15 protein-coding genes are annotated in these 22407 nt (G+C 63.6%); 9 read left to right on the top strand and 6 right to left on the bottom strand.

Going from position 1 to position 22407, the window contains the following annotated elements:
* Positions 1-113 precede the first annotated feature (113 nt).
* From ahcY to G6N74_RS22130, 8 genes are all read left to right on the top strand, one after another.
* Positions 114-1514: an adenosylhomocysteinase gene (gene ahcY / locus G6N74_RS22165; protein ID WP_165120184.1), complete on the top strand. Its 1401-nt coding sequence runs from the start codon at positions 114-116 to the stop codon at positions 1512-1514.
* Positions 1515-1714: 200 nt separating this feature from the next.
* Complete coding sequence (locus G6N74_RS22160) at positions 1715-4282, top strand: sensor histidine kinase (RefSeq protein WP_165120183.1); 2568 nt, start codon at positions 1715-1717, stop codon at positions 4280-4282.
* Positions 4283-4290: 8 nt separating this feature from the next.
* Entirely contained in the window at positions 4291-5796 is a 1506-nt protein-coding gene (tsaE, locus tag G6N74_RS22155; protein WP_376767739.1) for a tRNA (adenosine(37)-N6)-threonylcarbamoyltransferase complex ATPase subunit type 1 TsaE, read from the top strand.
* A 17-nt stretch (positions 5797-5813) separates the two neighbouring features.
* Positions 5814-6518 carry a nucleotidyltransferase family protein gene (locus G6N74_RS22150; RefSeq protein WP_165120278.1) on the top strand — a complete coding sequence of 235 codons (705 nt, stop codon included), beginning with the start codon at positions 5814-5816 and terminating at the stop codon, positions 6516-6518.
* The gene (gene addB, locus G6N74_RS22145) at positions 6515-9646 is read left to right on the top strand and encodes a double-strand break repair protein AddB (protein ID WP_165120182.1); all 3132 of its coding nucleotides are present in this window, start codon (positions 6515-6517) and stop codon (positions 9644-9646) included. The genes G6N74_RS22150 and addB overlap by 4 nt, the downstream gene beginning before the upstream one ends.
* Positions 9643-13167 carry a double-strand break repair helicase AddA gene (addA, locus tag G6N74_RS22140; protein ID WP_165120181.1) on the top strand — a complete coding sequence of 1175 codons (3525 nt, stop codon included), beginning with the start codon at positions 9643-9645 and terminating at the stop codon, positions 13165-13167. Before addB ends, addA begins: the two co-directional genes overlap by 4 nt.
* A gap of 74 nt (positions 13168-13241) precedes the next feature.
* Positions 13242-13565: a thioredoxin gene (gene trxA, locus G6N74_RS22135; RefSeq protein WP_091915651.1), complete on the top strand. Its 324-nt coding sequence runs from the start codon at positions 13242-13244 to the stop codon at positions 13563-13565.
* Positions 13566-13702: 137 nt separating this feature from the next.
* Positions 13703-13984: a cupin domain-containing protein gene (locus G6N74_RS22130; protein WP_165120180.1), complete on the top strand. Its 282-nt coding sequence runs from the start codon at positions 13703-13705 to the stop codon at positions 13982-13984.
* 1153 nt (positions 13985-15137) lie between these two features.
* Here G6N74_RS22130 and G6N74_RS22125 read toward each other — a convergent pair.
* The 5 genes from G6N74_RS22125 to G6N74_RS22105 form a co-directional block, all read right to left on the bottom strand.
* Positions 15138-16469, bottom strand: a complete 1332-nt coding sequence (locus G6N74_RS22125; RefSeq protein ID WP_165120179.1) for a bifunctional folylpolyglutamate synthase/dihydrofolate synthase — start codon at positions 16467-16469, stop codon at positions 15138-15140.
* A 63-nt stretch (positions 16470-16532) separates the two neighbouring features.
* On the bottom strand, positions 16533-17459 hold the full coding sequence (gene accD / locus G6N74_RS22120) for an acetyl-CoA carboxylase, carboxyltransferase subunit beta (protein WP_165120178.1): 927 nt from the start codon (positions 17457-17459) through the stop codon (positions 16533-16535).
* A 36-nt stretch (positions 17460-17495) separates the two neighbouring features.
* Positions 17496-18335 (bottom strand): tryptophan synthase subunit alpha, encoded by an 840-nt coding sequence (trpA, locus tag G6N74_RS22115; RefSeq protein WP_165120177.1) that lies wholly within the window; start codon positions 18333-18335, stop codon positions 17496-17498.
* 2 nt (positions 18336-18337) lie between these two features.
* Entirely contained in the window at positions 18338-19558 is a 1221-nt protein-coding gene (gene trpB / locus G6N74_RS22110) for a tryptophan synthase subunit beta (RefSeq protein WP_165120176.1), read from the bottom strand.
* Between the two features lie 114 nt (positions 19559-19672).
* A complete protein-coding gene (locus tag G6N74_RS22105; protein WP_165120277.1) occupies positions 19673-20332 on the bottom strand; it encodes a phosphoribosylanthranilate isomerase in 660 nt (219 codons plus the stop codon).
* Positions 20333-20632: 300 nt separating this feature from the next.
* Here G6N74_RS22105 and G6N74_RS22100 point away from each other — a divergent pair, with 300 nt between their 5' ends.
* Positions 20633-21541 carry a LysR family transcriptional regulator gene (locus G6N74_RS22100; protein WP_246245870.1) on the top strand — a complete coding sequence of 303 codons (909 nt, stop codon included), beginning with the start codon at positions 20633-20635 and terminating at the stop codon, positions 21539-21541.
* Between the two features lie 31 nt (positions 21542-21572).
* Here G6N74_RS22100 and G6N74_RS22095 read toward each other — a convergent pair whose 3' ends face one another.
* Positions 21573-22331: a M48 family metallopeptidase gene (locus G6N74_RS22095; RefSeq protein ID WP_165120175.1), complete on the bottom strand. Its 759-nt coding sequence runs from the start codon at positions 22329-22331 to the stop codon at positions 21573-21575.
* Positions 22332-22407: the final 76 nt, after the last annotated feature.

Genomic DNA, 22407 nt, shown 5'->3' with positions numbered 1-22407 from the left:
CTTTATATCCCATTGTCGATTTGACCGTGATCTGCTAGTCACGCGGCATAATTGCGCCCGTTGTGAACATGGCTTTGGGCGCGTCCGCAAACCTTATTCATCGGAGCACTGCCATGTCTGGTAGCAAAGACTACATCGTCGCCGACCTTTCGCTTGCCGGCTGGGGCCGCAAGGAAATCGAGATCGCCGAAACCGAAATGCCGGGCCTGATGGCCTGCCGCGAGGAGTTCGGTGAAAAGCAGCCGCTGAAGGGCGCGCGCATCACCGGTTCGCTGCACATGACGATCCAGACGGCGGTCCTCATCGAGACGCTGAAGGCGCTCGGCGCCGATATCCGCTGGGCTTCCTGCAACATCTTCTCCACGCAGGATCACGCCGCCGCGGCTATCGCCGAGGCCGGTATCCCGGTTTTCGCCATCAAGGGCGAAACGCTGGATGAATACTGGCAGTACACCGACAAGATCTTCCAGTGGGCCGACGGCGGCACCTCGAACATGATCCTCGATGATGGCGGCGACGCTACCATGTACATCCTGATCGGCGCGCGTGCCGAGGCAGGCGAGGATGTCCTGTCGAACCCCGGCAGCGAAGAGGAAGAAATCCTGTTCGCCCAGATCAAGAAGCGCATGGCGCAGTCGCCCGGCTTCTTCACCAAGCAGCGCGAAGCGATCCGCGGCGTGACCGAAGAGACCACCACGGGCGTCAACCGGCTCTATCAGCTGCAGAAGAAGGGCCTGCTGCCCTTCCCGGCAATCAACGTCAATGACAGCGTCACCAAGTCGAAGTTCGACAACAAATATGGCTGCAAGGAATCGCTGGTCGACGGCATCCGCCGCGGCACCGACGTGATGATGGCCGGCAAGGTCGCCGTCGTCTGCGGCTATGGCGACGTCGGCAAGGGTTCTGCCGCATCGCTCAGCGGCGCCGGCGCCCGCGTCAAGGTCACGGAAGTCGATCCGATCTGCGCTCTTCAGGCGGCCATGGACGGCTTCGAAGTCGTCACGCTTGAAGATGCGGCTCCCACCGCCGACATCGTCATCACCACCACCGGCAACAAGGACGTCATCACGCTCGACCATATGCGGGCGATGAAGGATATGGTCATCGTCGGCAATATCGGTCACTTCGACAACGAGATTCAGGTCGCGGCACTGCGCAATCTGAAGTGGACCAACGTCAAGCCGCAGGTCGACATGATCTCCTTCCCGGATGGCAAGCGCATGATCCTGCTGTCGGAAGGCCGCTTGCTCAACCTCGGCAACGCGACAGGCCATCCGAGCTTCGTCATGTCGGCGTCCTTCACCAACCAGGTTCTCGCCCAGATCGAGCTCTGGACGAAGCCCGGCACCTACCAGAACCAGGTCTATGTGCTGCCCAAGCATCTCGATGAAAAGGTAGCGCGCCTGCATCTCGACAAGCTTGGCGCGAAACTCACCGAGCTTAGCGGCGAACAGGCTGCCTATATCGGCGTGACCCAGCAAGGTCCGTTCAAGCCGGAACACTACCGGTACTAATCTGAATTAACCAAACTACTAGATGTTGAAGCCGGGCGATTGACTTTTCGCCCGGCTTTATTTTTGCCGCGTCAGCTTCTTCACGGCGATTCGCCCAGCTTGTATGTTGTTGTGATTCGCGACGTCTTGGGGCCCGGGGGCGGGGATCCGAGGGCAGTATCAAGGCGGTCTTGCATTCAGGCGGCGGAGAGGAACAAGACATGCCGGGGGATAACCCGCTTCGCGCGGGACAGGCCGTTACCGGCGGCCACGAGGATTCGAGCAAGGCTGCTCCAGTGGCAGGACTCTGGCCAGCTGGCGTCCGGCGGTGGCCGGTGGCCCGTCGCCTTCTGGCTGCGACTTCCGTGTTCGGACTGTCCTCGGTCGACGCTGCCCTGGCTCAAGCCGATGTGGTGGCGCGAAAGGCAGGTCTTTCGGTCAGCGCGGTCGAAGTCATGCAGCTTGCCGTCTTTGCCGGCGTCATGGGTGCGGCCCTCGTATCGGCCATCGTCCTGATCCGCGAGCGTGCCCGGATATCGGCGGAAAATGTCGACCTGCGCGCCCGCGTCGCCGATCTGAACGCCTCGTTGCAGCGCTCCGACGCCTTGCTCAACCTGCGCGACCAGCGCGTCGTGGTGTGGGCGAGTGAGAAACAGAAACCCGAACTGGTCGGCTCATTGCCGGCGGAAGCCGGGGCGCCAGAAGAGCGCGCGGCGTTCCTGGCCTTCGGCCGCTGGCTGATGCCGCGTTCTGCCGCCGCTCTCGATCACGCGGTCGCCGCGTTGCGCGAAAAGGGCACTTCCTTCGACCTCGTCGTCGAATCGCAGACCTCCGCGCCGCTGGAGGTCCAGGGCCGCAAGAGCCCGTCGCATTTCCTGGTCCGGTTCGTGGCGCTTTCTGAATCGCAGCGGAACCAGGCACGGCTGAAGCTGGAAAACCAGCGCCTCGCTGCCGACTACGACAACATGCTCGGTCTCATCGATGCCTTGAAGATGCCGTTCTGGATACGCGCCGCCGACGGTCGCCTGAAATGGGTCAATCGCGCCTATGCGGAGGCGGTCGAGGCGTTGAACGCCGAAGCAGCTACGCGCGAAGGCAAGGAATTCCTGGGAACGCCGGCGCGCGAATCGATCGTGCAGCAGCATCTTGCCCACCCGGTTTTCGAACAGACGCTTTCGACCGTTGTCAGGGGCGACCGCCGGGTCTTTTCGGTGACCGACTTTGCCGGCGGCGACGGTTCTGCCGGCATCGCGCTCGACATGAGCGGTGTCGAGACCATCCGCGAGGAATATGAGCGAACGGTTCGCAGCCATGCCGACACGCTCGACCAGCTCACCACGGCTGTGGCGATCTTCGACCCGCAGGAAAAGCTACGCTTCTTCAACCAGGCCTTCCAGAAGCTCTGGGATCTGGACGTTGCGTTCCTCGAAAGCGCGCCCGACAATGCCCTGCTGCTCGACAGGCTGCGCAGCGACGGCAAGATCGCCGAGCAGCCGGAATGGCGGCGCTGGAAGGAAAACCTGCTCGGCGCCTACCGTTCTGTCGATTCGCAGGAACACTGGTGGCATCTGCCGGACTCCCGCACCATCCGCGTCATCGCCAATCCGCAACCCAAGGGCGGCGTCACCTGGGTATTCGAGAACCTGACCGAGCGCATGGACCTCGAAAGCCGCTACCACACCGCCGTACGGGTGCAGGGCGAAACCCTCGACAACCTTGCCGAGGGCGTTGCGGTGTTCGGACCCGACGGCCGTATACGCCTGTCCAACCCGGCTTTCGTCAACCTCTGGGGCCTGCCTGCCGAGACCGTCGAGGCGAAGACCCATATCTCGGCGATCCGCGCGCAATGCGATGCGCTGGCGGAAAACAGTCCGTGGCCGACCTTCGTCGCAGCCGTCACCGGTTTCGACGACGAGCGCCGCGACGGCAGCGGCCAGACGGAACTGAGGAACGGCACCGTCCTGCGCTATGCAGTCATCCATCTGCCGAACGGGCAGGTGATGATCACCTTCGTCGACGTCACCGACAGCGTCAATGTCGAGCGCGCGCTGAAGGACAAGAACGAGGCGCTGGAAAAAGCCGACCAGCTCAAGAACGATTTCGTCCAGCATGTTTCCTACGAACTGCGCTCACCGCTGACCAACATCATCGGTTTTGCCGAATTGCTGTCCCTGCCGGCCACCGGCCCGCTGGCTCCGCGCCAGCGCGAATATCTCGGCCATATCGGCTCGTCCTCGTCGGTGCTTCTGACCATCGTCAACGACATTCTCGACCTTGCCACCGTCGACGCCGGCATCATGGAGCTCGAGATCGCCGAAGTGCGCGTCGACCAGACCATTGCAGCAGCCGCCGAGCTGGTCGCCGAGCGTTTGGATGAACATGCGATCAAGCTGAAGATCGACGCCGCGCAGGCGCCGAAAAGCTTTCATGGCGACGAGACCCGCATTCGCCAGATCCTCTACAACCTGCTCAGCAACGCTGCCAACTATGCGCCCGAGGCAAGCACCATCTCGCTGTCCTGCCGGCAGGCGGCGAACGGCGTCGAGTTTGCCGTGCACGATGATGGTCCCGGCATGGCGCCGGAGATTCTGGATACTGTGTTCCGGCGCTTCGAGCCCCGGGTGAACGGCGGCCGGCGGCGTGGTGCCGGGCTTGGCCTTTCCATCGTCAAAAGCTTCGTCGAGCTTCATGGCGGCACGGTCAGGATCGACACTGGCAAGGATCGCGGCACCACGGTGATCTGCCTGTTCCCGACCACGCCCACCGGCGTCCGCGAAGCGGCGGAGTAGCGGTCTCCATGGCCATGGAGTTCGAGCGTTTTCTGCCGGACGAGCAGGCGACCGTCCGGTTGGGCGAAGACCTGGCGCTGACGCTGCGCAAGGGCGATGTCCTTGCGCTGCACGGCGACCTCGGGGCAGGCAAGACCACGCTGGCGCGCAGCCTGATCCGCGCTCTCGCGGGTGACGCCGAGCTGGAAGTGCCGAGCCCGACCTTCACGCTCGTTCAGTCCTACGACACGCGCGTGCCGATCCACCATTTCGACCTCTATCGACTGTCATCCGCCGACGAGCTGGACGAGCTCGGCTTTGAAGATGCGCTGGAACAGGGCGCGGCATTGGTCGAATGGCCCGAAAAGGCCGGAGACAGATTGCCGCCTGCTGCCGCCCGGATCGAACTGGTCGAGCAAGGCGAAGGACGCTTGGTCAGGATTTCAGCATCGGGCCCGCTCGGCGAGCGCATCGGCCGCTCCTTTGCCACGCGCGAATTTTTACGCGCCGCCGGTTGGGGCGAGGCTCACCGCAGCCATTTCGTCGGCGACGCCTCCGCGCGCTCCTACGAAATCGTGGCGCTTGGCGACGAGCCGCCGCGCGTGCTGATGAACTCGCCCCGGTTGGTGCTGGGGCCGCCGGTTCGCGACGGAAAACCCTATGCGGTAATCGCCCACACGGCGCAGTCGGTCTCGGCCTTCGTCGCTATTGACCGCGCCTTGCGGGATGGCGATGTCACCGTTCCAAACATCCACGCGCAGGACCTCGAAGCCGGTTTCCTGCTGATCGAACATCTCGGCGCGGAAGGTTTTCTGGAAGCGGGCAAGCCGGTGGCCGGGCGCTATGCCGCCGCCGCCGAACTGCTCGCCATGATGCACGGCAAGAGCTGGCCCGATCACATCGACGTCGAACCTGGCGTCGTGCATACTGTACCGCCCTTCGACCGCGACGCAATGATGATCGAGGTCGAACTCCTGCTCGACTGGTACTTTGCTGCGGTTGCCGGCAGGCAGCCTGACGATGCGCTCCGCGCCGGTTTCCGGCAGGTCTGGAACGATCTGTTCGGTCGCATCGACAAGGCGGAAAAGACACTGATGCTGCGCGATTTCCATTCGCCCAACATCATCTGGCGCGGCGACCGAACCGGCCATGACCGGCTCGGCATAATCGATTTCCAGGATGCACTGATCGGTCCCGCCGCCTATGACGTTGCCTCGCTTGCCATGGATGCCCGCGTAACGGTGCCGGTCGATATCGAAGCAAGCACGCTCGAAGCCTATATCGCTGCGCGCTCGAAGGCAGGCGGTTTCGACGCCGATGCTTTTACGGAAGCCTATGCGATCATGGCCGCGCAGCGGAATTCAAAAATCCTCGGCATCTTCGTCCGCCTCGATCGCCGCGACGGCAAGCCGGACTATCTGAAGCATCTGCCGCGCATCCGCGACTATCTGCGCCGCGCGCTTGCGCATCCGGCACTTGCCGAACTGCGCGATTTCTATCACCGTCACGGCCTCACTGAGGACGCATCGATTTGACCGCTCCGAAAATTGCCATGGTGCTGGCCGCCGGCCTCGGCAAGCGCATGCTGCCGATCACCGAAACGATGCCCAAGCCGCTGGTTCGCATCGCCGGAAAGACGCTGCTCGACTGGGGCCTCGACAGCCTTGCAGCCGCCGGCGTGACCAGGGCGGTGGTCAATGTCCACTATCTACCCGAGCAGATCGTCGCCCATGTCGCGGGCCGCAAGCAGCCGGCAATTGTCATCTCTGATGAAAGCGAAAGCCTGCTCAACTCGGCCGGCGGCATCGTCAAGGCACTGCCGCAGCTCGGCCAAAAACCCTTCTACATCCTGAACGCCGACACCTTCTGGATCGATCGGAACGAGCCCAACCTGAAACGGCTTGCCCTTGCCTGGGACGCATCGAGAATGGATATTCTCCTGATGCTAGCCGATCTCGACTCAGCCACCGGACACAGCGAAAGCACGGATTTCCTTGTCGCGCCCGACGGTACGTTGGCGCGCGCGGCCGGCGACCCGACCGGCCTGATCTATGCCGGTGCGGCCATCGTGCATCCGCGCATTTTCGAGGGTGCTGCGCCGACGCCGCATTCGCTCAACCTCTATTTCGATCGCGCCATCGCGGATGGCCGCCTGTTCGGCATGAAGATGGAAGGCCAGTGGATTACGGTCGGCACGCCGGATGCCATCGCACCGGCTGAAGCGGTGGTTGCCGCCGCGCTGGCGCAGGACGCATGAGTGCACGCTCGACGCCGCGGGTCCTGTCGATCCCGCCCGGTGCCGCCTTTCTGCCGACGCTCGCTGACGAACTGCTTGCCGGCCGGCTGATCCCCGATTTTCGTTTCGACGGCGACCCGCTGGCGCTTGCCGATGTCACGATCTACGTGCCGACCCGGCGTGCCGCGCGCGAACTGCGCGGCGTTTTCGTCGACAGCTCGGGCGGCCGCGCGGCCATCCTGCCGACCATTCGCCCGCTTGGCGAATTCGACGAGGACGAGGCACTGTTCAATCCGGAAGGCTCTGCCAGCCTCGATCTGGCGCCGCCGATCGCGTCGATCGATCGCCTGCTCCTGCTTGCACCGCTGGTCCGAAGCTGGAAGCGTCGCCTGCCGGCTCACGTCGCCAGCCTGTTCGAGGAGGAGATCGTCGTTCCCGCCTCGTCAGCGGACGCCGTCTGGCTGGCGCGCGATCTGGCCGGCCTGATGGACGAGATCGAAACCGAGGGCTCCGAGTGGTCGCGGCTGCGCGATCTGGTTTCCGGCGACCTCGCCAACTGGTGGCAGGTGACGCTGGATTTCCTCGAAATCGTCATGACCAGCTGGCCGGCAGTGCTTGCGGAGCGCGACCTGTCGAACCCCGCCGCCCATCGCAGCGCGCTCATCCGGCTCGAGGCAGAGCGGCTGAGGCTCGATCCGCCACAGGGGCCGATCATCGCCGCCGGCTCTACCGGTTCCATTCCGGCAACCGCCGAACTCCTGTCGGCCATCGCCCGCCTGCCGCGGGGAGCGGTTGTCCTGCCGGGTCTCGACAAGCGCATGGATGAGCGCTCCTGGTCGGTGATTGCGGGCGACGCGCCGCAGCCTTCCGTGCTCGGTCACCCGCAATACGGCCTGGCCAAGCTGTTGCGGAAACTCGGCGTCCTGCGCGCCGATGTCGACGAGGTCGGCGCCGTCGGCCCTGACCTTGCGCAGCGCGCTGCGTTCGTAGGCCAAGCCCTGCTGCCCGCCGAGACCACCGACGATTGGGCAGACCATCGGCAAAAAATATCCGACTCGGAGCTGGCCGGTGCATTTGCCGATGTGACGCTGCTGGAAGCCGCCGGCGAGCGCGACGAAACCGTCGCGATCGCCATTGCATTGCGCCGCGCGATCGATACGGCTAACAGCACCGCCGCCTTGGTAACGGGCGACCGCAACCTTGCGCGCCGCGTCTCGGCCGAGCTGCTGCGTTTCGGTATTCAGGCCGACGATTCCGGCGGCACGCCGCTTTCCAACACGCCGCCCGGCGCTTTCCTGCGGCTGGTGTTGCAAGCGGCGTTCAATCCCGGCGATCCGGTCGCGGTCCTGTCGCTGCTCAAGCACCCCTTGCTTGCGCTAGGGCTCGAGCGAGCTGTGGTGCGCCATGCAGCGGAGACGATCGAACTGGTGGCGCTACGCGGCGGCACAGGGCGGCCGGATATTGCCAGCCTCGGCGCGCTTTTCGAAAAGCGGCTCGAAGCGCTGGCCGGCGAGAGCCGCAAGCCTTTCTGGTTTTCGCGCATGACGGCCAGGCCCATCGATGAAGCGCGGGCGATGCTCGCGCGCCTTCACGATGCGCTGGCGCCTCTGGTTGCCTTCCGCAACGACCAGACAGTGGAACTTGCCGCCATCATCCACGTGACGGTCACGGCGATGGAAGCACTCGGGCGAAGCGCGGATGGCAGCCTCACCGAGCTTTATGCCGGCGACGCCGGTGAAGAGCTGGCCGAACTCCTGCGCGGGCTCGTGGCGGCGAGCGCGCCCTTCTCCTTCCCGGCTGAGGAATGGCCCGACATCATGGAAGCGCTGGTCGCGCCGGAAGTCGTCAAGCCGGCCTATGGCAGCGACAGCCGCGTCTCGATCTGGGGCGCGCTGGAAGCCCGCCTCCTGTCCGTCGACACGCTGGTGGTCGGCGGCCTCAATGAAGGTGTGTGGCCGCGCAAGGCCCAGGCCGACCGTTTCATGTCGCGCATCATGAAGACCGGCATCGATCTGGAGCCGCCGGAGCGCCGGATCGGCCAGTCGGCGCATGATTTCGAAATGGCGATGGGTGCCGGCAAGGTCATCCTCGCCCGTTCGGCGCGTTCGGGCGACGCGCCGGCAGTGCCTTCGCGCTGGCTCCAACGCATCCTGACCTTTGCCGGGGTTGAGCAGGCGCAAGCCATGCGCGCCCGCGGCAACGAACTGCTCGGCTGGGCGCGGGCGCTGGATGGCGGGCCGCAAATTCCCTTTGCCGAGCGCCCGCAGCCCAAGCCGCCGCTCGAGGCGCGGCCGCACCATTTCTCCGTCACCGAGATCGAGACGCTGCGCCGCGATCCCTATGCGGTCTACGCCCGCCGCATCCTCGGCCTCATGCCGCTCGATCCGCTGGTGCGCGATCCCGGAGCGGCGGAGCGCGGCACGCTGTTCCATGCCATCATGCATCGCTTTTCCGCCTCGGGCGTCGATCCGCGCGATGCCTCGGCGCTCGATGTCCTGCTCGACGCCGGCCGCACCTGTTTCACGGAAGCCGCCTTGCCGGCCGACGTTCACGCGATCTGGTGGCCGCGCTTCGAAAAGCTGGCCGAAAACATCATCGCATGGGAGCGCACGCGCGCACCCTCGGTAAACACCCGCCACGCCGAGGAGCGCGCCGAAAAGACCGCCGTCGGCGCTTCCGCGGTGACGCTCTCGGGTTATGCCGACCGCGTCGATGTGCTGCCGGCGGGCATGGCCGATATTCTCGACTACAAGACTGGCTCGTCGCCTTCCAAAGCGCAGGCCCATACTCTTCTGGCGCCCCAATTGGCGTTGGAAGGCGCGCTGTTGAGGCGCGGTGCCTTCCGCGAACTCGGCAGGCTGGAGCCTTCGCAACTGGCCTTCGTCCGCTTCAAACCCAACGGCGAAGTATTCGAGGAATCGATCCTCGAATACAACCGCAAGCCACGCACTGCCGGCGATCTTTCCGAGGAAGCCTGGCACCGGCTCGAGGAACTGCTCAAGCATTATGGCCGGCTCGAAACGGGATATCTGTCGCGCGCGCTGCCGTTCCGCGAAGGCGAGACGGACGGCGACTACGACCATCTCGCCCGCGTCCTCGAATGGTCCGCCGGCGGTGACAGCGCCGACGATGGCGGCGGCGACGCATGAAAAAAATCTATCCCGTTCCCACTGAGACCTCCGAGCGGCAGGCGCGCGCCTCCGACCCGCAGAATTCCGCCTGGGTGTCGGCCAATGCCGGCTCGGGCAAGACGCATGTGCTGTCGCAGCGCGTCATCCGCCTTCTGCTGGAAGGCACCGACCCATCCAAAATCCTCTGCCTGACCTATACGCGCGCCGCCGCCGCCAACATGTCGAACCGCGTCTTCGGCAATCTGTCGAAATGGACCATGCTCGGCGACGAGGCTTTGCGCGCCGAGATCGAGAAGATCGACGGCAAGGCGCCCAATGCCGAAAAGCTACGCCGGGCGCGGCGGCTTTTCGCGCAGGCGCTGGAAACGCCGGGCGGCCTGAAGATCCAGACCATCCACGCCTTCTGCGAATCCGTGCTGCATCAGTTTCCGCTGGAAGCCAACATCGCAGCACACTTCCAGATGCTCGACCCGCTGATGGAAGAAACGCTGTTTGCCACCGCACGGCGCGAAATGGTGACGGGCGCGGTCGCATCCGACAATCCCGAACTCGGCGAAGCCTTCGCCATGGTGCTGGAGCGCGGTGGCGAGGCCGGGCTCGACGCGCTGCTCGGCGAAATCGTGCGCAAGCGCGACGGTTTGCGCGACTTCATTGATGCCGCCGCACACGACACCGTGCCCTATGCCATGCTGTTTGCCGAATTCGGCTTCTCCCCGGAGGACACGGCGGAAGACATCGCCGCCTCGATCTGGCCGCTGCCGGGCTTTTCAGCCGATTATTTTACCGAGTTCGCCAATCAGGCCGCCGCCGTCGATGCCCGCCGCGCGCTCGACAGCATCATTCCGGATGTGATCCTGGCTTTTGCCCAACCCGACCCGGTCGCCCGGCTGAAACTGCTGGCGAAAGGTTTTTTGAAGTCGGATGGCGATCCCTACGACCCGGTCAAGACGTTCAAGAAGGCCCTTCACGATCGCATGCCGGACTTGGCCGAGCGCTATGCGACTGCAGCAGGCGCGATCATCGAAATGTACGACCGCCTTGCCACCTTCCGCATGCTGGAAGGCACGCGCGCCGCACTCACCATCGCCGACTGGCTGATCGCCCGCTACGAGCGGCTGAAGACCGGGCGCGGCTTTCTCGATTTCAATGATCTCATCACCCGCACCGTGCGCCTGCTGGCCAGGCAGGATGCCGGCCCATGGGTGCAATACAAGCTCGACAAGGGCATCGACCACATCCTGCTCGACGAGGCGCAGGACACCAGCCCCGACCAGTGGGAGGTGGTGAAGCGGCTGGCCGAGGAATTCTTTGCCGGCTTCGGTGCGCGCGACAATGTCCACCGCACCGTCTTTGCCGTCGGCGACGAAAAGCAGTCGATCTATTCGTTTCAGGGCGCGGCGCCCGAATCCTTTGCCCGCAGCGGCCATGAATTCGCGCAGAAGATCCGCGCCGCCAACCGCAGCTTCGAACCGGTCAAGCTGACGCTGTCATTCCGCTCCACCGACGACGTGCTGCAGGCCGTCGACAGGGTCTTTGCCAGCGACGAGGCGAAACGCGGCATCACGCTCGATCCGGGCCCGGTCCAGCACAATGCCATCCGCGCCGGGGCGCCGGGCTATGTCGAGGTCTGGCCTTCGGTCGGTGCCGACGCAGCGGAGGAACCGGACGACTGGACGCAGGCCGTCGACCACGCTCATGCCCCGGCGGTGCGGGTTGCCGAAAGCGTCGCCGCTACCATCCAGAACTGGATTCGCTCGGGCGAGATAATCGAAGGCACCGGAAAAAAACTCAGCGCCGGCGATGTCATCGTGCTGGTGCGCAAGCGCGACCGTTTCGTCCATGCGCTGGCGCGCAGCCTGAAAAACCGCAACATCGCGGTCGCCGGCGCCGATCGGCTGAGCCTGCCCGGTCATATCGCGGTCAAGGACTTGATGGCGCTTGGCCGTTTCATGATCCAGCCGGAGGATGACCTGTCGCTGGCAGCGGTGCTGAAAAGCCCGATCTTCCAGCTCGGCGAAGACACGCTTTTCGATCTTGCCGCTGGCCGCGCCGGCGGGCGGTCTCTATACGCATCGCTCCGGCAGCAGGCCGAAAATTCTCCGCCGCTGGCCGAAACCGTAAAACGTCTGACGGAATGGTCGACGCAATCGGCCTTCAAGCCGGTGTTCGAGTTTTATTCCGGCATTCTCGGCCGCGACGGCGTGCGCAAGAAGATGGTAGCCCGCCTCGGCCAGGACGCCGGCGATATCTTAGATGAGTTCCTGAACTTCTGCCTCGCCGAGGAGCGCACGGGCCTTCCCGGCCTCGAATCCTTCCTCGCGACGCTCGAAAGTGCTGGTCCCGAGATCAAGCGCGAGATGGACCAGACGCGCGACGAGGTCCGCATCATGACCGTCCACGCCGCCAAGGGGCTTGAGGCGCCGGTGGTGTTCCTCGTCGATGGCGGTGCCGCTCCCTTCAGCGACCAGCATTTGCCCCGGCTGATGCCGTTCCAGCCAAAGGGCGAGGAATTGCGGCATGTCAAAGCGTTCCTGTGGCGCTCGGGCAGCGATGTCGCCAACCTGTTTTCGCAAGCGGCGGGCGGCGAGGCGAAGGAGCGCGCCGACGACGAATATCGCCGGCTGCTCTACGTCGGAATGACGCGCGCCGAGGACCGCCTGATCGTCTGTGGCTATCACGGCAAGCGCGCGCAGAACGCCGCGACATGGCACGCGCTGGTCACCAGGGCGCTGGTCGGCATCGAGCACAGCGAGGAACGCAGGCACCCGGTGGCCGACGATATGGTCCACCGTTTTCGCGTGACGCCGTTCACAACCGCGCAGGCCGCCGCCGAGACGCTAGAGACGCCGGTGCCGTCATCCTCGCCGATGCCGCCGCATCTGCTGAAGCCGCTGCCGCCGGTGGAACGCCTGCCACGGCCCTTGTCGCCGTCAGGCGCTTCGGCGCTGATCGAGGAAACGAAGGAGCCGGTCGTGTCGGACCGTTCGCCGGTGCTCGATCCCGAGATCGAACCGGGTTTCGCCATTGCCCGTGGTCTGGCGCTGCACAAGCTGCTCCAGATGCTGCCGGATGTTGCCGAAGCGGAAAGGAAGCCTGCTGCATCGCGCTATCTCGAGCGCATCGCCGCAGGCTGGCCCGAGCAGGAGCGCCACGCGGCACTCGCCTCGGTCGAGGATATCCTGGCATCGCCGGATTTCGCGCCCCTGTTCGGGGCAGGCTCACGCGCGGAAGTGTCGATCATGGGCAGCGTCACGGTCCGCGGCAAGCCGCGCTCGGTCTCGGGCAAGATCGACCGCCTGGCGGTCACCGCCGACGAGGTCTTCATCGTCGACTACAAGACCAACCGGCCGGCCCCCGCCGCGTTTGGCGATGTTCCGCTGTCCTATGTCACGCAGCTCGCGCTCTACCGGGCGCTGCTCCAGCCGCTTTATCCGCGCCACAAGGTTTCAGCGGCACTGCTGTTTACGGAGCTGCCTGGCCTGATGCGGATTCCCGAAACCGCGATGGACGATGCCCTTGTCCGACTCACACAGGCGTGACACAAGGTCTGCTTGAACGCCTGCAAGGCCGACACCACATATAGCGCGACATCGAACCCGGAAAGGATTTCATCATGGCCACAGTCAAGGTCGACAAGAGCAATTTTCAGTCTGACGTGCTGGACGCTTCGGGTCCCGTCGTCGTCGATTTCTGGGCGGAATGGTGCGGCCCCTGCAAGATGATCGGCCCGTCGCTCGAGGAAATTTCGACCGAATTGGCCGGCAAGGTGAAGATCACCAAGCTCAATATCGACGAGAATCCGGAAATCGCTGCCCAGTTCGGCGTGCGCTCCATCCCGACCCTGATGATCTTCAAGGGCGGTGAAGTGGCCGACATCAAGGTCGGCGCGCTGCCCAAGACGGCACTTTCGCACTGGATCGGCGGCAACGTCGCCTGATCGTCCGAAATACGAAAATTCAAAAGCCCGGCCATCGTGCCGGGCTTTTTGTTGGCTGGCGGAATTTTCCAGCTGGCTCTTCTCGCGTGGCTTTTTTCATTCCTTCATCGCTTCAGGTGAACAGAGGAGCAGAAAAAATGTCGGGATCGGCCAAACCAACCGTCTTCGTCGACAATGAACGCGTCATCGTCACCGAATGGCGTTTTGCGCCGGGCGCCAATACGGGCTGGCACCGCCATGGCCACGACTACGTCGTCGTGCCTCTGATGGACGGCAAGGTGAAACTGCTCACCAAGGACGGTGAGTCTTTCGCCGAGATGAAGCAGGGCGTCCCCTATTTCCGCTCCGAAGGCGTCGAACACGACGTCATCAACGCCAATGACGGCGAATACGCCTTCATTGAGATCGAGCTGAAGTAGGCGTCAGACTGGTGATCTCCCGTCTGTTGGCTCCTGAAACTGGATCGGACCTTCGGCCCAACTTTCCGGCATCGTGTGCTTCACGCGAACCGCATCCTGCACGGTCTCTCGTGCCGTCGATGCCGAGGCATGGATTCCCGACACTCTCCGCTCGTTCCTCGCTCACGAGGTCGAGAATGACGAGGGGAGGAGCGCCACCGCTAATCGCAAATGTTGTTTCAAAGCTACAGATGTGACTGTGGAGCCAGCGTTGACGATTAGCGAAGGCCTAACCTGCAAGTTCGTCATCCTCGGGGCCGGAGCCGAACGAAGTGAGGTGTAGGAACCCGGGGATCCATGCCGGAACATCCGTGAAGGCCGCAGCGGTGCAGAGCTACCGAAGGCTTGCGAAGGTGTGGAAAGATTTTCAGCCGATTTCCACCCAAGCCGTTGTTTTGGCTTACGCCACGAACTTTCTCACGCCCGATTTATCCCCCTCCTTTCCAACTCACTTACCTTGGTCTCAGTTCCTCCCACGGGAACACCGGTCGCGACGGTGATCTGTGGGGAGGAACCGGCGCTTCCGGTGATGGGCTAACGTGGCTCATCATCCGGGGAGGTTCCGTCCAAGGGTTCTCCTGCGGGTATTATGGCCCGCGCGTGCTGGACGAGCACATAGGCTTTGCCTTCATTCGCAAATGAATGAAGGCAGGGCGCAGCGGAACGGACGGGAACAGAAATCGCCGGCGGGGTGCGGAAGTCGCGCCACGTATTTACATTAGGAAGGCACGGCCATGCGCCCCGCTTCCCACCCCTCGTAGAGGGAGTTCTTTGACAATGGCCAGATGCGAAAGCAGGCGTGGCGATGAATAGGTGCGTCCTTCGAGGCTCGCTACGCTCGCACCTCAGGATGAGGGAGGACGGTGCTGAAGCGCGCCAGCGTTCTCTCCCCCCTTGAGGGGATGAGGAGCGATTCGCGAAGCGAACGAAAAGCCAACGATTTGGCTTTTCGAGTGACGAACGCCCGGAGCCTAGCGTAGGGCCGGGGCGCGAAGCGCCAGAGGGGGTCGGTTCATGCCGCGCTCGGCGCAAAGAATGTCGAGCACTGCCGCAGCGACCCCACCCGGCGGCTTTGCCGCCACCCTCCCCTCAAGTGGGAGGGAAACGCAGGCGCTTACACCGGCGGCGTGCCGTTTTCGGCAAGAACCGCCCCCGCCAGATAAAGCGAGCCGCCGATCAGGATGCGCGGTGGCGCTTCCTTTTCGCCCCAGGTGTCGCGCAGCAGCATCAGCGCGTTGGCAACGGAGCTGACCGGCTCGGCTGAAAGTCCGGCCTCGTTGGCGCGCGCGGCGAGTTCGCCATTCGGTACGCCGGCTTCGCTCAAACTCACCGGCACCGTGTAGACATGGCGGGCGATGCCGTGGAAGGCGCGGAAATAGCCGGTCTGGTCCTTGGTGTTGATCATGCCGCAGATGAGGAACAGCGGCCGCGCGAGCTTTTCTTCCTGCTCGGCCAGCGCTTCGGCGATGACGACGCCCGCGCCGGGATTGTGGCCGCCGTCGAGCCAGATATCGGCACCGGGTGGCGCCAGGTCGACAAGAGCGCCCTGCGTCAGGCGTTGCATGCGGCCGGGCCAGGACACGGTAGTCATCGCCTTGTTCGCCGCTGCTTCGCTGATCTCGAAACCGGCCGTCTTGACTGCTGCAATTGCTGCAGCCGCATTGGCGTATTGATGCCGCCCCGGCAGGCGCGGCGGCGAAAGATCCATGAGGCCGGTCTGGTCCTGGTAGATCAGGCGGCCATGCTCTTCGGCGGCAAGGAACTCCTGGCCGTAGACCTGCACCGGGCTGCCGAGACGGTCCGCCGTCTCCACGATCACGTCCTGCGCGGTACCGTTCTCCTGCGCACCGACGACGACCGGGCAGCCCGGCTTGATGATGCCGGCCTTTTCGGCCGCGATGAGCTCGACGCGGTCGCCGAGATAGGCTTCGTGATCGAGCGACACCGGCATTATGAGGGAGACCGCCGGCTTGCGGATGACGTTGGTTGCGTCGAAGCGCCCGCCGAGCCCGACTTCGATGATCGCGGCATCGGCCGGGTGTTCGGCGAACAGAAGGAAGGTGACCGCCGTCAGGATCTCGAAGACGGTAATGGTCTCGCCGCGATTGGCCTCGGCAACACGTGTGATCGTGTCGGCCAGCACGTCGTCGGAGACGAATTTGCCGCCGCCGTCTGCCGCCAACCGGTAGCGCTCATGCCAGTGAACCAGATGCGGCGAGGTGTGGACGTGGACGCGATAGCCCGCCGCCTCGAGCAGCGCGCGTGAAAAGGCGGCAGCCGAGCCCTTGCCGTTGGTGCCGGCGATATGGATCACCGGCGGCAGTCTGTCCTGCGGATTGCCGAGACGGCCGAGCAGGCGCGAGACCCGGTCCAGCGAAAGGTCGAAACCTTTCGGGTGCAGCGTCATCAGGCGCTCGATTTCGCGATCGGCGAGCAGAATGGACATGAAGGCTCCTCCGGGAGCAGAAGTCGTGGGCGGGAATTTTGTGAACCCCCGCCGGCGACCGTATCAGGCCTGAGGACGCGCCTCAGTCGTCACGACGACGGGTGCCGGCACGATTTCCGACTTTTCCGGCCTGGAAGCCTCCGGCGTCTTCATCAGGATTTTAAGCAGGCGGGCGATGGTCGATTTCAGTTCCAGCCGCGAGACGACCATGTCGACCATACCGTGATCCATCAGATATTCGGCGCGCTGGAAGCCGTCCGGCAGCTTCTCGCGGATGGTCTGCTCGATGACGCGCGGCCCGGCAAAGCCGATCAGCGCGCCCGGCTCGGCAATGTGGACATCGCCCAGCATCGCATAGGAGGCAGTCACGCCACCGGTCGTCGGATTGGTCAGGACGACGATATAGGGCAGGCCGGCTTCCTTGAGGCGGTCGAGCGCGACGGTGGTGCGCGGCAGTTGCATCAGCGACAGGATGCCTTCCTGCATGCGCGCGCCGCCGGAGGCAGCAAACAGGATCATCGGGCGGCGCTTTTCGACCGCCGTCTCGAAGGCATGGATGATCGCATCGCCTGCGGCCATGCCGAGCGAGCCGCCCATGAAGGCAAAATCCTGCACGGTGGCGACCACCGGCAGTCCCTCGATCGTGCCGAGCGCATTCAGGATCGCGTCTTCCATGCCGGTCTTGGCCTTGGCGTCCTTGAGACGGTCGACGTAACGCTTCTCGTCGCGGAATTTCAGCGGGTCGGTCGCGACCTTCGGGTTTTCGAGCGTCTCGAACGCGCCATTGTCGAAGAAGAACTTCAGCCGCTCGCGCGCCGAAATCTTCATGTGATGACCGGAAGACGGGATGACGAACTGGTTGCTCTCGAGATCCTTGTGAAAGACCATCTCGCCGCTCTCCGGATCCTTGATCCAGAGGTTTTCCGGCATTTCGCGCCGGCCAAGCATCGAGTTGATCTTCGGGCGGACGTAATTGGTGATCCAGTTCATGGCATCCATTCCTGTGATGTCAAAGACATGGGTACTTTATTGGGCAGCAGCAAGGCGGGCGGAACGAACGCCTTGCGCTAGGCCATTTACCAGCGTGGCAACCGCCTCGGCCGGATTGGCCGTCATCTCGCCCTTGGGGCCGATGACGTTGGCGACTGCATTGACGATCGCGGTGCCGACCACGACGCCATCGGCCGACGCGCCGATGACCCGTGCCTGCTCGGCGGTCTTCACGCCGAAGCCGACGCACACCGGCAGGCTGGTATGGCCCTTGATGCGGGTGACTGCCTCGGCGACTTTGCTCGTGTCGGCCAGCGCCGAACCGGTGATGCCGGTCATCGACACATAGTAGACGAAGCCCGAAGTATTTTCCAAAACCTTGGGCAGGCGCTTGTCGTCGGTGGTGGGCGTCGCCAGCCGAATGAAGTTGATGCCGGCCTTGAGCGCCGGCACGCAAAGCTCTTCATCCATTTCCGGCGGCAGGTCGACCACGATCAGCCCGTCAATGCCGGCATCGATGGCCTCAGGGAGGAAACGGTCGACGCCGTGGATGTAGATGGGATTGTAATAGCCCATCAGCACGATCGGCGTTTCATTGTCGGTGGCGCGAAACTCGCGCGCCATCTGCAGCGTCTTGTTCAGCGTCTGGCCGGCCTTCAGCGCGCGCAGGCCGGCGGCCTGGATCGCCGGGCCATCGGCCATCGGGTCGGAAAACGGCATGCCAAGCTCGATCACGTCGCTGCCGGCCTTGGGCAGCGCCTTCATGATCGAGAGCGACGTTTCGTAGTCCGGGTCTCCACCCATGAAATAGGTGACGAGTGCGGGACGGCCTTCGGCCTTGAGCTTTGCGAAGCGGCGTTCGATGCGGGTGCTCATGGTCAGATCTCCATTCCCAGCATCTTGGCGACGGTGTGGACGTCCTTGTCGCCACGGCCCGAAAGGTTGACGATCATGATCTGGTCCTTGCCCATCGTCGGCGCGACCTTCACCGCATGGGCGATCGCATGCGCCGATTCCAGTGCCGGGATGATGCCTTCGACGCGCGTGGTGAGCTGGAAGGCGTCCAGCGCCTCGTTGTCGAGGATCGGTACGTATTCGACGCGCCCGCTGTCGCGCAGCCAGCTATGCTCCGGCCCGACGCCGGGATAGTCGAGGCCGGCAGAGATCGAATGGCCGTCGAGTATCTGGCCGTCGTCGTTCTGCAGCAGATAGGTGCGATTGCCGTGCAGCACGCCCGGCTTGCCGGCATTCATCGAGGCGCAATGCTCTATGCCGTCCAGGCCGCGGCCACCGGCTTCGATGCCGACGATCTTGACGTTGCGGTCGTCGAGGAACGGGTGGAACAGGCCGATTGCATTCGAGCCGCCGCCGACGGCAGCGACGATCACGTCGGGCAGGCGCCCTTCCTGTTCGAGGATCTGGGCACGGGCCTCGATGCCGATCACCGACTGGAAGTCGCGCACCAGTTCCGGATAGGGATGCGGGCCGGCAGCCGTGCCGATCAGGTAATAGGTGTCGTGGACATTGGTGACCCAGTCGCGCAGCGCCTCGTTCATGGCGTCCTTCAGCGTGCCATGGCCGGCGCTGACGGGCCGCACTTCGGCGCCGAGCAGCTTCATGCGGAAGACGTTGGGGCTTTGGCGCTCGACGTCGGTGGCGCCCATATAGACAATGCAGGGAAAGCCGAAGCGTGCGGCCACGGTCGCCGAGGCGACGCCATGCTGGCCGGCACCGGTTTCGGCGATGATGCGTGTCTTGCCCATGCGCTTGGCAAGCAGGATCTGGCCGAGGCAGTTGTTGATCTTGTGGCTGCCGGTGTGGTTCAGGTCTTCGCGCTTGAAATAGATTTTCGCGCCGCCGAGATGTTTTGTAAGGCCTTCGGCAAAATAGAGCTTTGATGGCCGCCCGGCATAATGGGTCGAGAGATTCTCAAGCTCGGCCTTGAAGGCCGGATCGTTCTTGGCCTCGTTCCAATGGCGCTCCAGGTCGAGGATGAGTGGCATCAGCGTCTCGGCAACGAAACGGCCACCGAAAATGCCGAACATGCCCTGTTCGTCGGGTCCGGTACGGAAGGAATTGGGCTCTGCCGGCTTGTTCATTGCACTATCCTGTTGGTCCGGGCGACAGCAGGACAGCCTTTTTCCTGCCCTTGCGCGATCTTGCCGAGCCTTAAGCCTTTCGGGGGCTAAATGTAAACTGGTCTCTGCACATCGTCAGGCGGCGCGATTATCTGTCGCCGCCCGCACGGCGCGGAAGAACCCGTCGATCAGCGCCACATCCTTGACGCCGGGAGCGCTTTCCACACCAGACGATATGTCGATGCCGGGCGGGTTGGTAAGACGCAAGGCCTCGCCGATATTGGCGGCGTTGAGACCGCCGGAAAGCATATAGTCGACTTGGCCCTCGAGGCCCGCAAGCAGCCGCCAGTCGAAGGAAACGCCATTGCCGCCCGGAAGCTCAGATCCCACCGGCGGCTTGGCATCGAACAGGAAGCGGTCGGCAACGCTGACGTAAGGAGCAATTGCGTCGAGATCGGCTGCCTCGCGAATGGCAAAAGCCTTCATCACCGGCAGGCCATAGCGCGCCTTGACCTCGGCCACGCGCTCGACCGTCTCGTGGCCGTGAAGCTGCAGCATGTCGGGCGACATCGAAGCGACGATATGGTCGAGCGTCTCGTCGTCCGCATCGACGGTCACCGCGACCGCCTTGGCACGCCCGCGCGCGGTTTCACGCAGCCGTCCGGCTTCGATCGGATCGATGTTTCGCGGGCTCTTCTGGAAGAAAATAAAGCCGACATGGCTCGCGCCGCCGGCAAGGGCGGCGGCAAGGGCCTCATCGGTCTTCAGGCCACAGATTTTGATGTCGAGCGCCATGGCCGGGGGAATTGCCACGAAAAGATCGAAAAGTCGAGAATAGCCTTTGAAATACTGACTTGGTCCAGCCGTAAACGACGCTCGGAAAAGCGTAGATGGCCTTGCGACGCTCTATCACGGCGATTGCTCGAATGTGGTCATAGTCGATCGCTGCCAACGGTTCCGGGCCGGGAGGTTGCAGTATTTCAGTATCGCGACGCATGGCGGTCTCCAGGGGAGAAGTCATGCAGTTCGGATATCATTTCCAGAACGCTAGATAATCAGTTACATGGTGGCTTCACTCATGACTGGAAATCATGAATGGCCGTGTCAGACGATATGAATGCCTTCGTGCGCATCGTGGACCTCGGCTCCTTCGCCAAGGCGGCTGAGGATTTGCGCGTCACGCCATCAGCCCTATCGAAGCTGATCTCGCGCCTCGAAGACCGGCTCGGCGTGAGGCTCCTGACCCGCACGACGAGAAGGTTGGCTCCGACGTCGGAAGGCTCGCTCTATCTTGAGCGGGCGCGCGAAATCCTCGAACTTATTGGCCGCACCGAGGCTGATGTCTCCTCCGCCCGTAGCCAGCCGAAAGGTCGCTTGCGCATCAACTCCAGCACCGGTTTTGCCCGACAAACCTTGCTGCATGCAGTTCCGGCGTTCCTGCATCGCTATCCCGAGGTTTCGGTGGACCTCACTCTGACCGACCGCCTCATCGATCCGGTTGCCGAGCAGGTCGACATCGTCATTCGAGGCAGTCCGTCAGCGGGGTCCGATCTGGTTGTTCGCAAGTTGGCGGAAGGGCGTCGCCTTATTTGCGCCGCTCCATCCTATCTGGAAAGAGCTGGGACGCCGCTTTCGGCTGCTGACCTGGAGAAACATAACTGTATAGCATTGTTGAGCCAGTCGCCCACGACCTGGCCGCTCGCGGCCGAAAACGGCCTTGTGCGGTTCCAGCCAAAAGGAACTTTTTCCTGCGACAATGTCGGCATGCTGTTTGATATGGCTATTGCGGGCCAAGGTATCGTTCGCCTGGCCGATTTTGTGGTGGGACAGGCTGTCCGCGAGGGTCGGCTGCTTGAAATCCTGACTGACATAAATCGCTCGGATACGATCTCGCTCTGGGTGCTGATGCCGAAGGGCCGCTTTCACGCCCCGCGTGTTCAGGCGTTTTTGGATTTTATGGAAGAGTGGCTGAAGGAAGCGAACAGCGCTGACGTAACGGCCTGACGGGCCGATCGCCCCTCATATTCGTATTCGCTCACTCGAACATGATCGCCTGAAGTGCGCCGCCATTGCGCTTCAGCCAGGCCTTGCAGCGCTCGGTATCGGGGCAAAGCTCCTCGCAGAGCTTCCAGAATTTCGGGCCGTGGTTCATCTCGCGCAGATGCGCCACTTCGTGCGCGACGAGATAATTTATCACCGGTGCCGGCGCCATCATGATGCGCCATGAAAAGGAGAGCGTGCCGTCTGACGTGCAGGAGCCCCAGCGGCTCGAGGTGTCGCGAAAGCGGATCGCCTTGGCCTTGCGGCCAGCTGCCGCTGCGTGCTTCGCCACCAGTTGTTCGATATCGCGCTTGGCCTCGCGCTTGAGGAAATCGGCAATGCGGCGCGGCAGATGAAGCCGGTCGCCATGCACGACCAGCGTCGGGCCGGCGTCGTCATGCGAAACCGTTACCGTTCCGCGTTTGCCGGGCTCATGCACGATCATATGCGGCACGCCGCGAACGGGTATTTTTATGCCCGGCCGCACCTGCGGGCGATCTGGCACTTTGGCCAGACGCTGTTCCAGCCAGCCCTGATGCCGGTGCAGGAAGCGGTCGACCTCGCCGCGTGCCAGGCCGGGTGGCACGGTGATGCGCAGGCCGCGGCCGCCTGAATCGATGCGCAGAGTCAGCCGCCGCGCGCGATCGTTCTCGACGATGCGCAAGGGCAGCGTACGCCCGGCGACGACATGCTCCCGCTCAAGCACCGGAGCTACGGGGCGGGCCTGCAATTTTTTCAGGAAACCGAAGGGCATCAGGTGACGGTGTGTGATTCGCGATGGAAGGAATTCTACCTGAAAAGCACAGGTCTTTCGGGCGGAATTTTGATCG

Source organism: Mesorhizobium zhangyense (assembly GCF_011045115.1).
Lineage (GTDB): Bacteria > Pseudomonadota > Alphaproteobacteria > Rhizobiales > Rhizobiaceae > Mesorhizobium_M > Mesorhizobium_M zhangyense.
The sequence above is the reverse complement of the archived record's forward strand: the minus strand, read 5'-3'. Positions and strand labels throughout refer to the sequence as shown.

Excerpts from the sequence above, each read along its gene's own strand:
- accD (WP_165120178.1), bottom strand. The coding sequence starts at position 17,459 with ATGAACTGGATCACCAATTACGTCCGCCCGAAGATCAACTCGATGCTT.
- trpA (WP_165120177.1), bottom strand. The coding sequence starts at position 18,335 with ATGAGCACCCGCATCGAACGCCGCTTCGCAAAGCTCAAGGCCGAAGGC.
- G6N74_RS22100 (WP_246245870.1), top strand. The coding sequence starts at position 20,633 with ATGGCCGTGTCAGACGATATGAATGCCTTCGTGCGCATCGTGGACCTC.
- G6N74_RS22130 (WP_165120180.1), top strand. The coding sequence starts at position 13,703 with ATGTCGGGATCGGCCAAACCAACCGTCTTCGTCGACAATGAACGCGTC.
- G6N74_RS22160 (WP_165120183.1), top strand. The coding sequence starts at position 1,715 with ATGCCGGGGGATAACCCGCTTCGCGCGGGACAGGCCGTTACCGGCGGC.
- trxA (WP_091915651.1), top strand. The coding sequence starts at position 13,242 with ATGGCCACAGTCAAGGTCGACAAGAGCAATTTTCAGTCTGACGTGCTG.
- addB (WP_165120182.1), top strand. The coding sequence starts at position 6,515 with ATGAGTGCACGCTCGACGCCGCGGGTCCTGTCGATCCCGCCCGGTGCC.
- G6N74_RS22105 (WP_165120277.1), bottom strand. The coding sequence starts at position 20,332 with ATGGCGCTCGACATCAAAATCTGTGGCCTGAAGACCGATGAGGCCCTT.
- G6N74_RS22150 (WP_165120278.1), top strand. The coding sequence starts at position 5,814 with ATGGTGCTGGCCGCCGGCCTCGGCAAGCGCATGCTGCCGATCACCGAA.
- G6N74_RS22125 (WP_165120179.1), bottom strand. The coding sequence starts at position 16,469 with ATGTCCATTCTGCTCGCCGATCGCGAAATCGAGCGCCTGATGACGCTG.
- trpB (WP_165120176.1), bottom strand. The coding sequence starts at position 19,558 with ATGAACAAGCCGGCAGAGCCCAATTCCTTCCGTACCGGACCCGACGAA.
- tsaE (WP_376767739.1), top strand. The coding sequence starts at position 4,291 with ATGGCCATGGAGTTCGAGCGTTTTCTGCCGGACGAGCAGGCGACCGTC.
- G6N74_RS22095 (WP_165120175.1), bottom strand. The coding sequence starts at position 22,331 with ATGCCCTTCGGTTTCCTGAAAAAATTGCAGGCCCGCCCCGTAGCTCCG.
- addA (WP_165120181.1), top strand. The coding sequence starts at position 9,643 with ATGAAAAAAATCTATCCCGTTCCCACTGAGACCTCCGAGCGGCAGGCG.
- ahcY (WP_165120184.1), top strand. The coding sequence starts at position 114 with ATGTCTGGTAGCAAAGACTACATCGTCGCCGACCTTTCGCTTGCCGGC.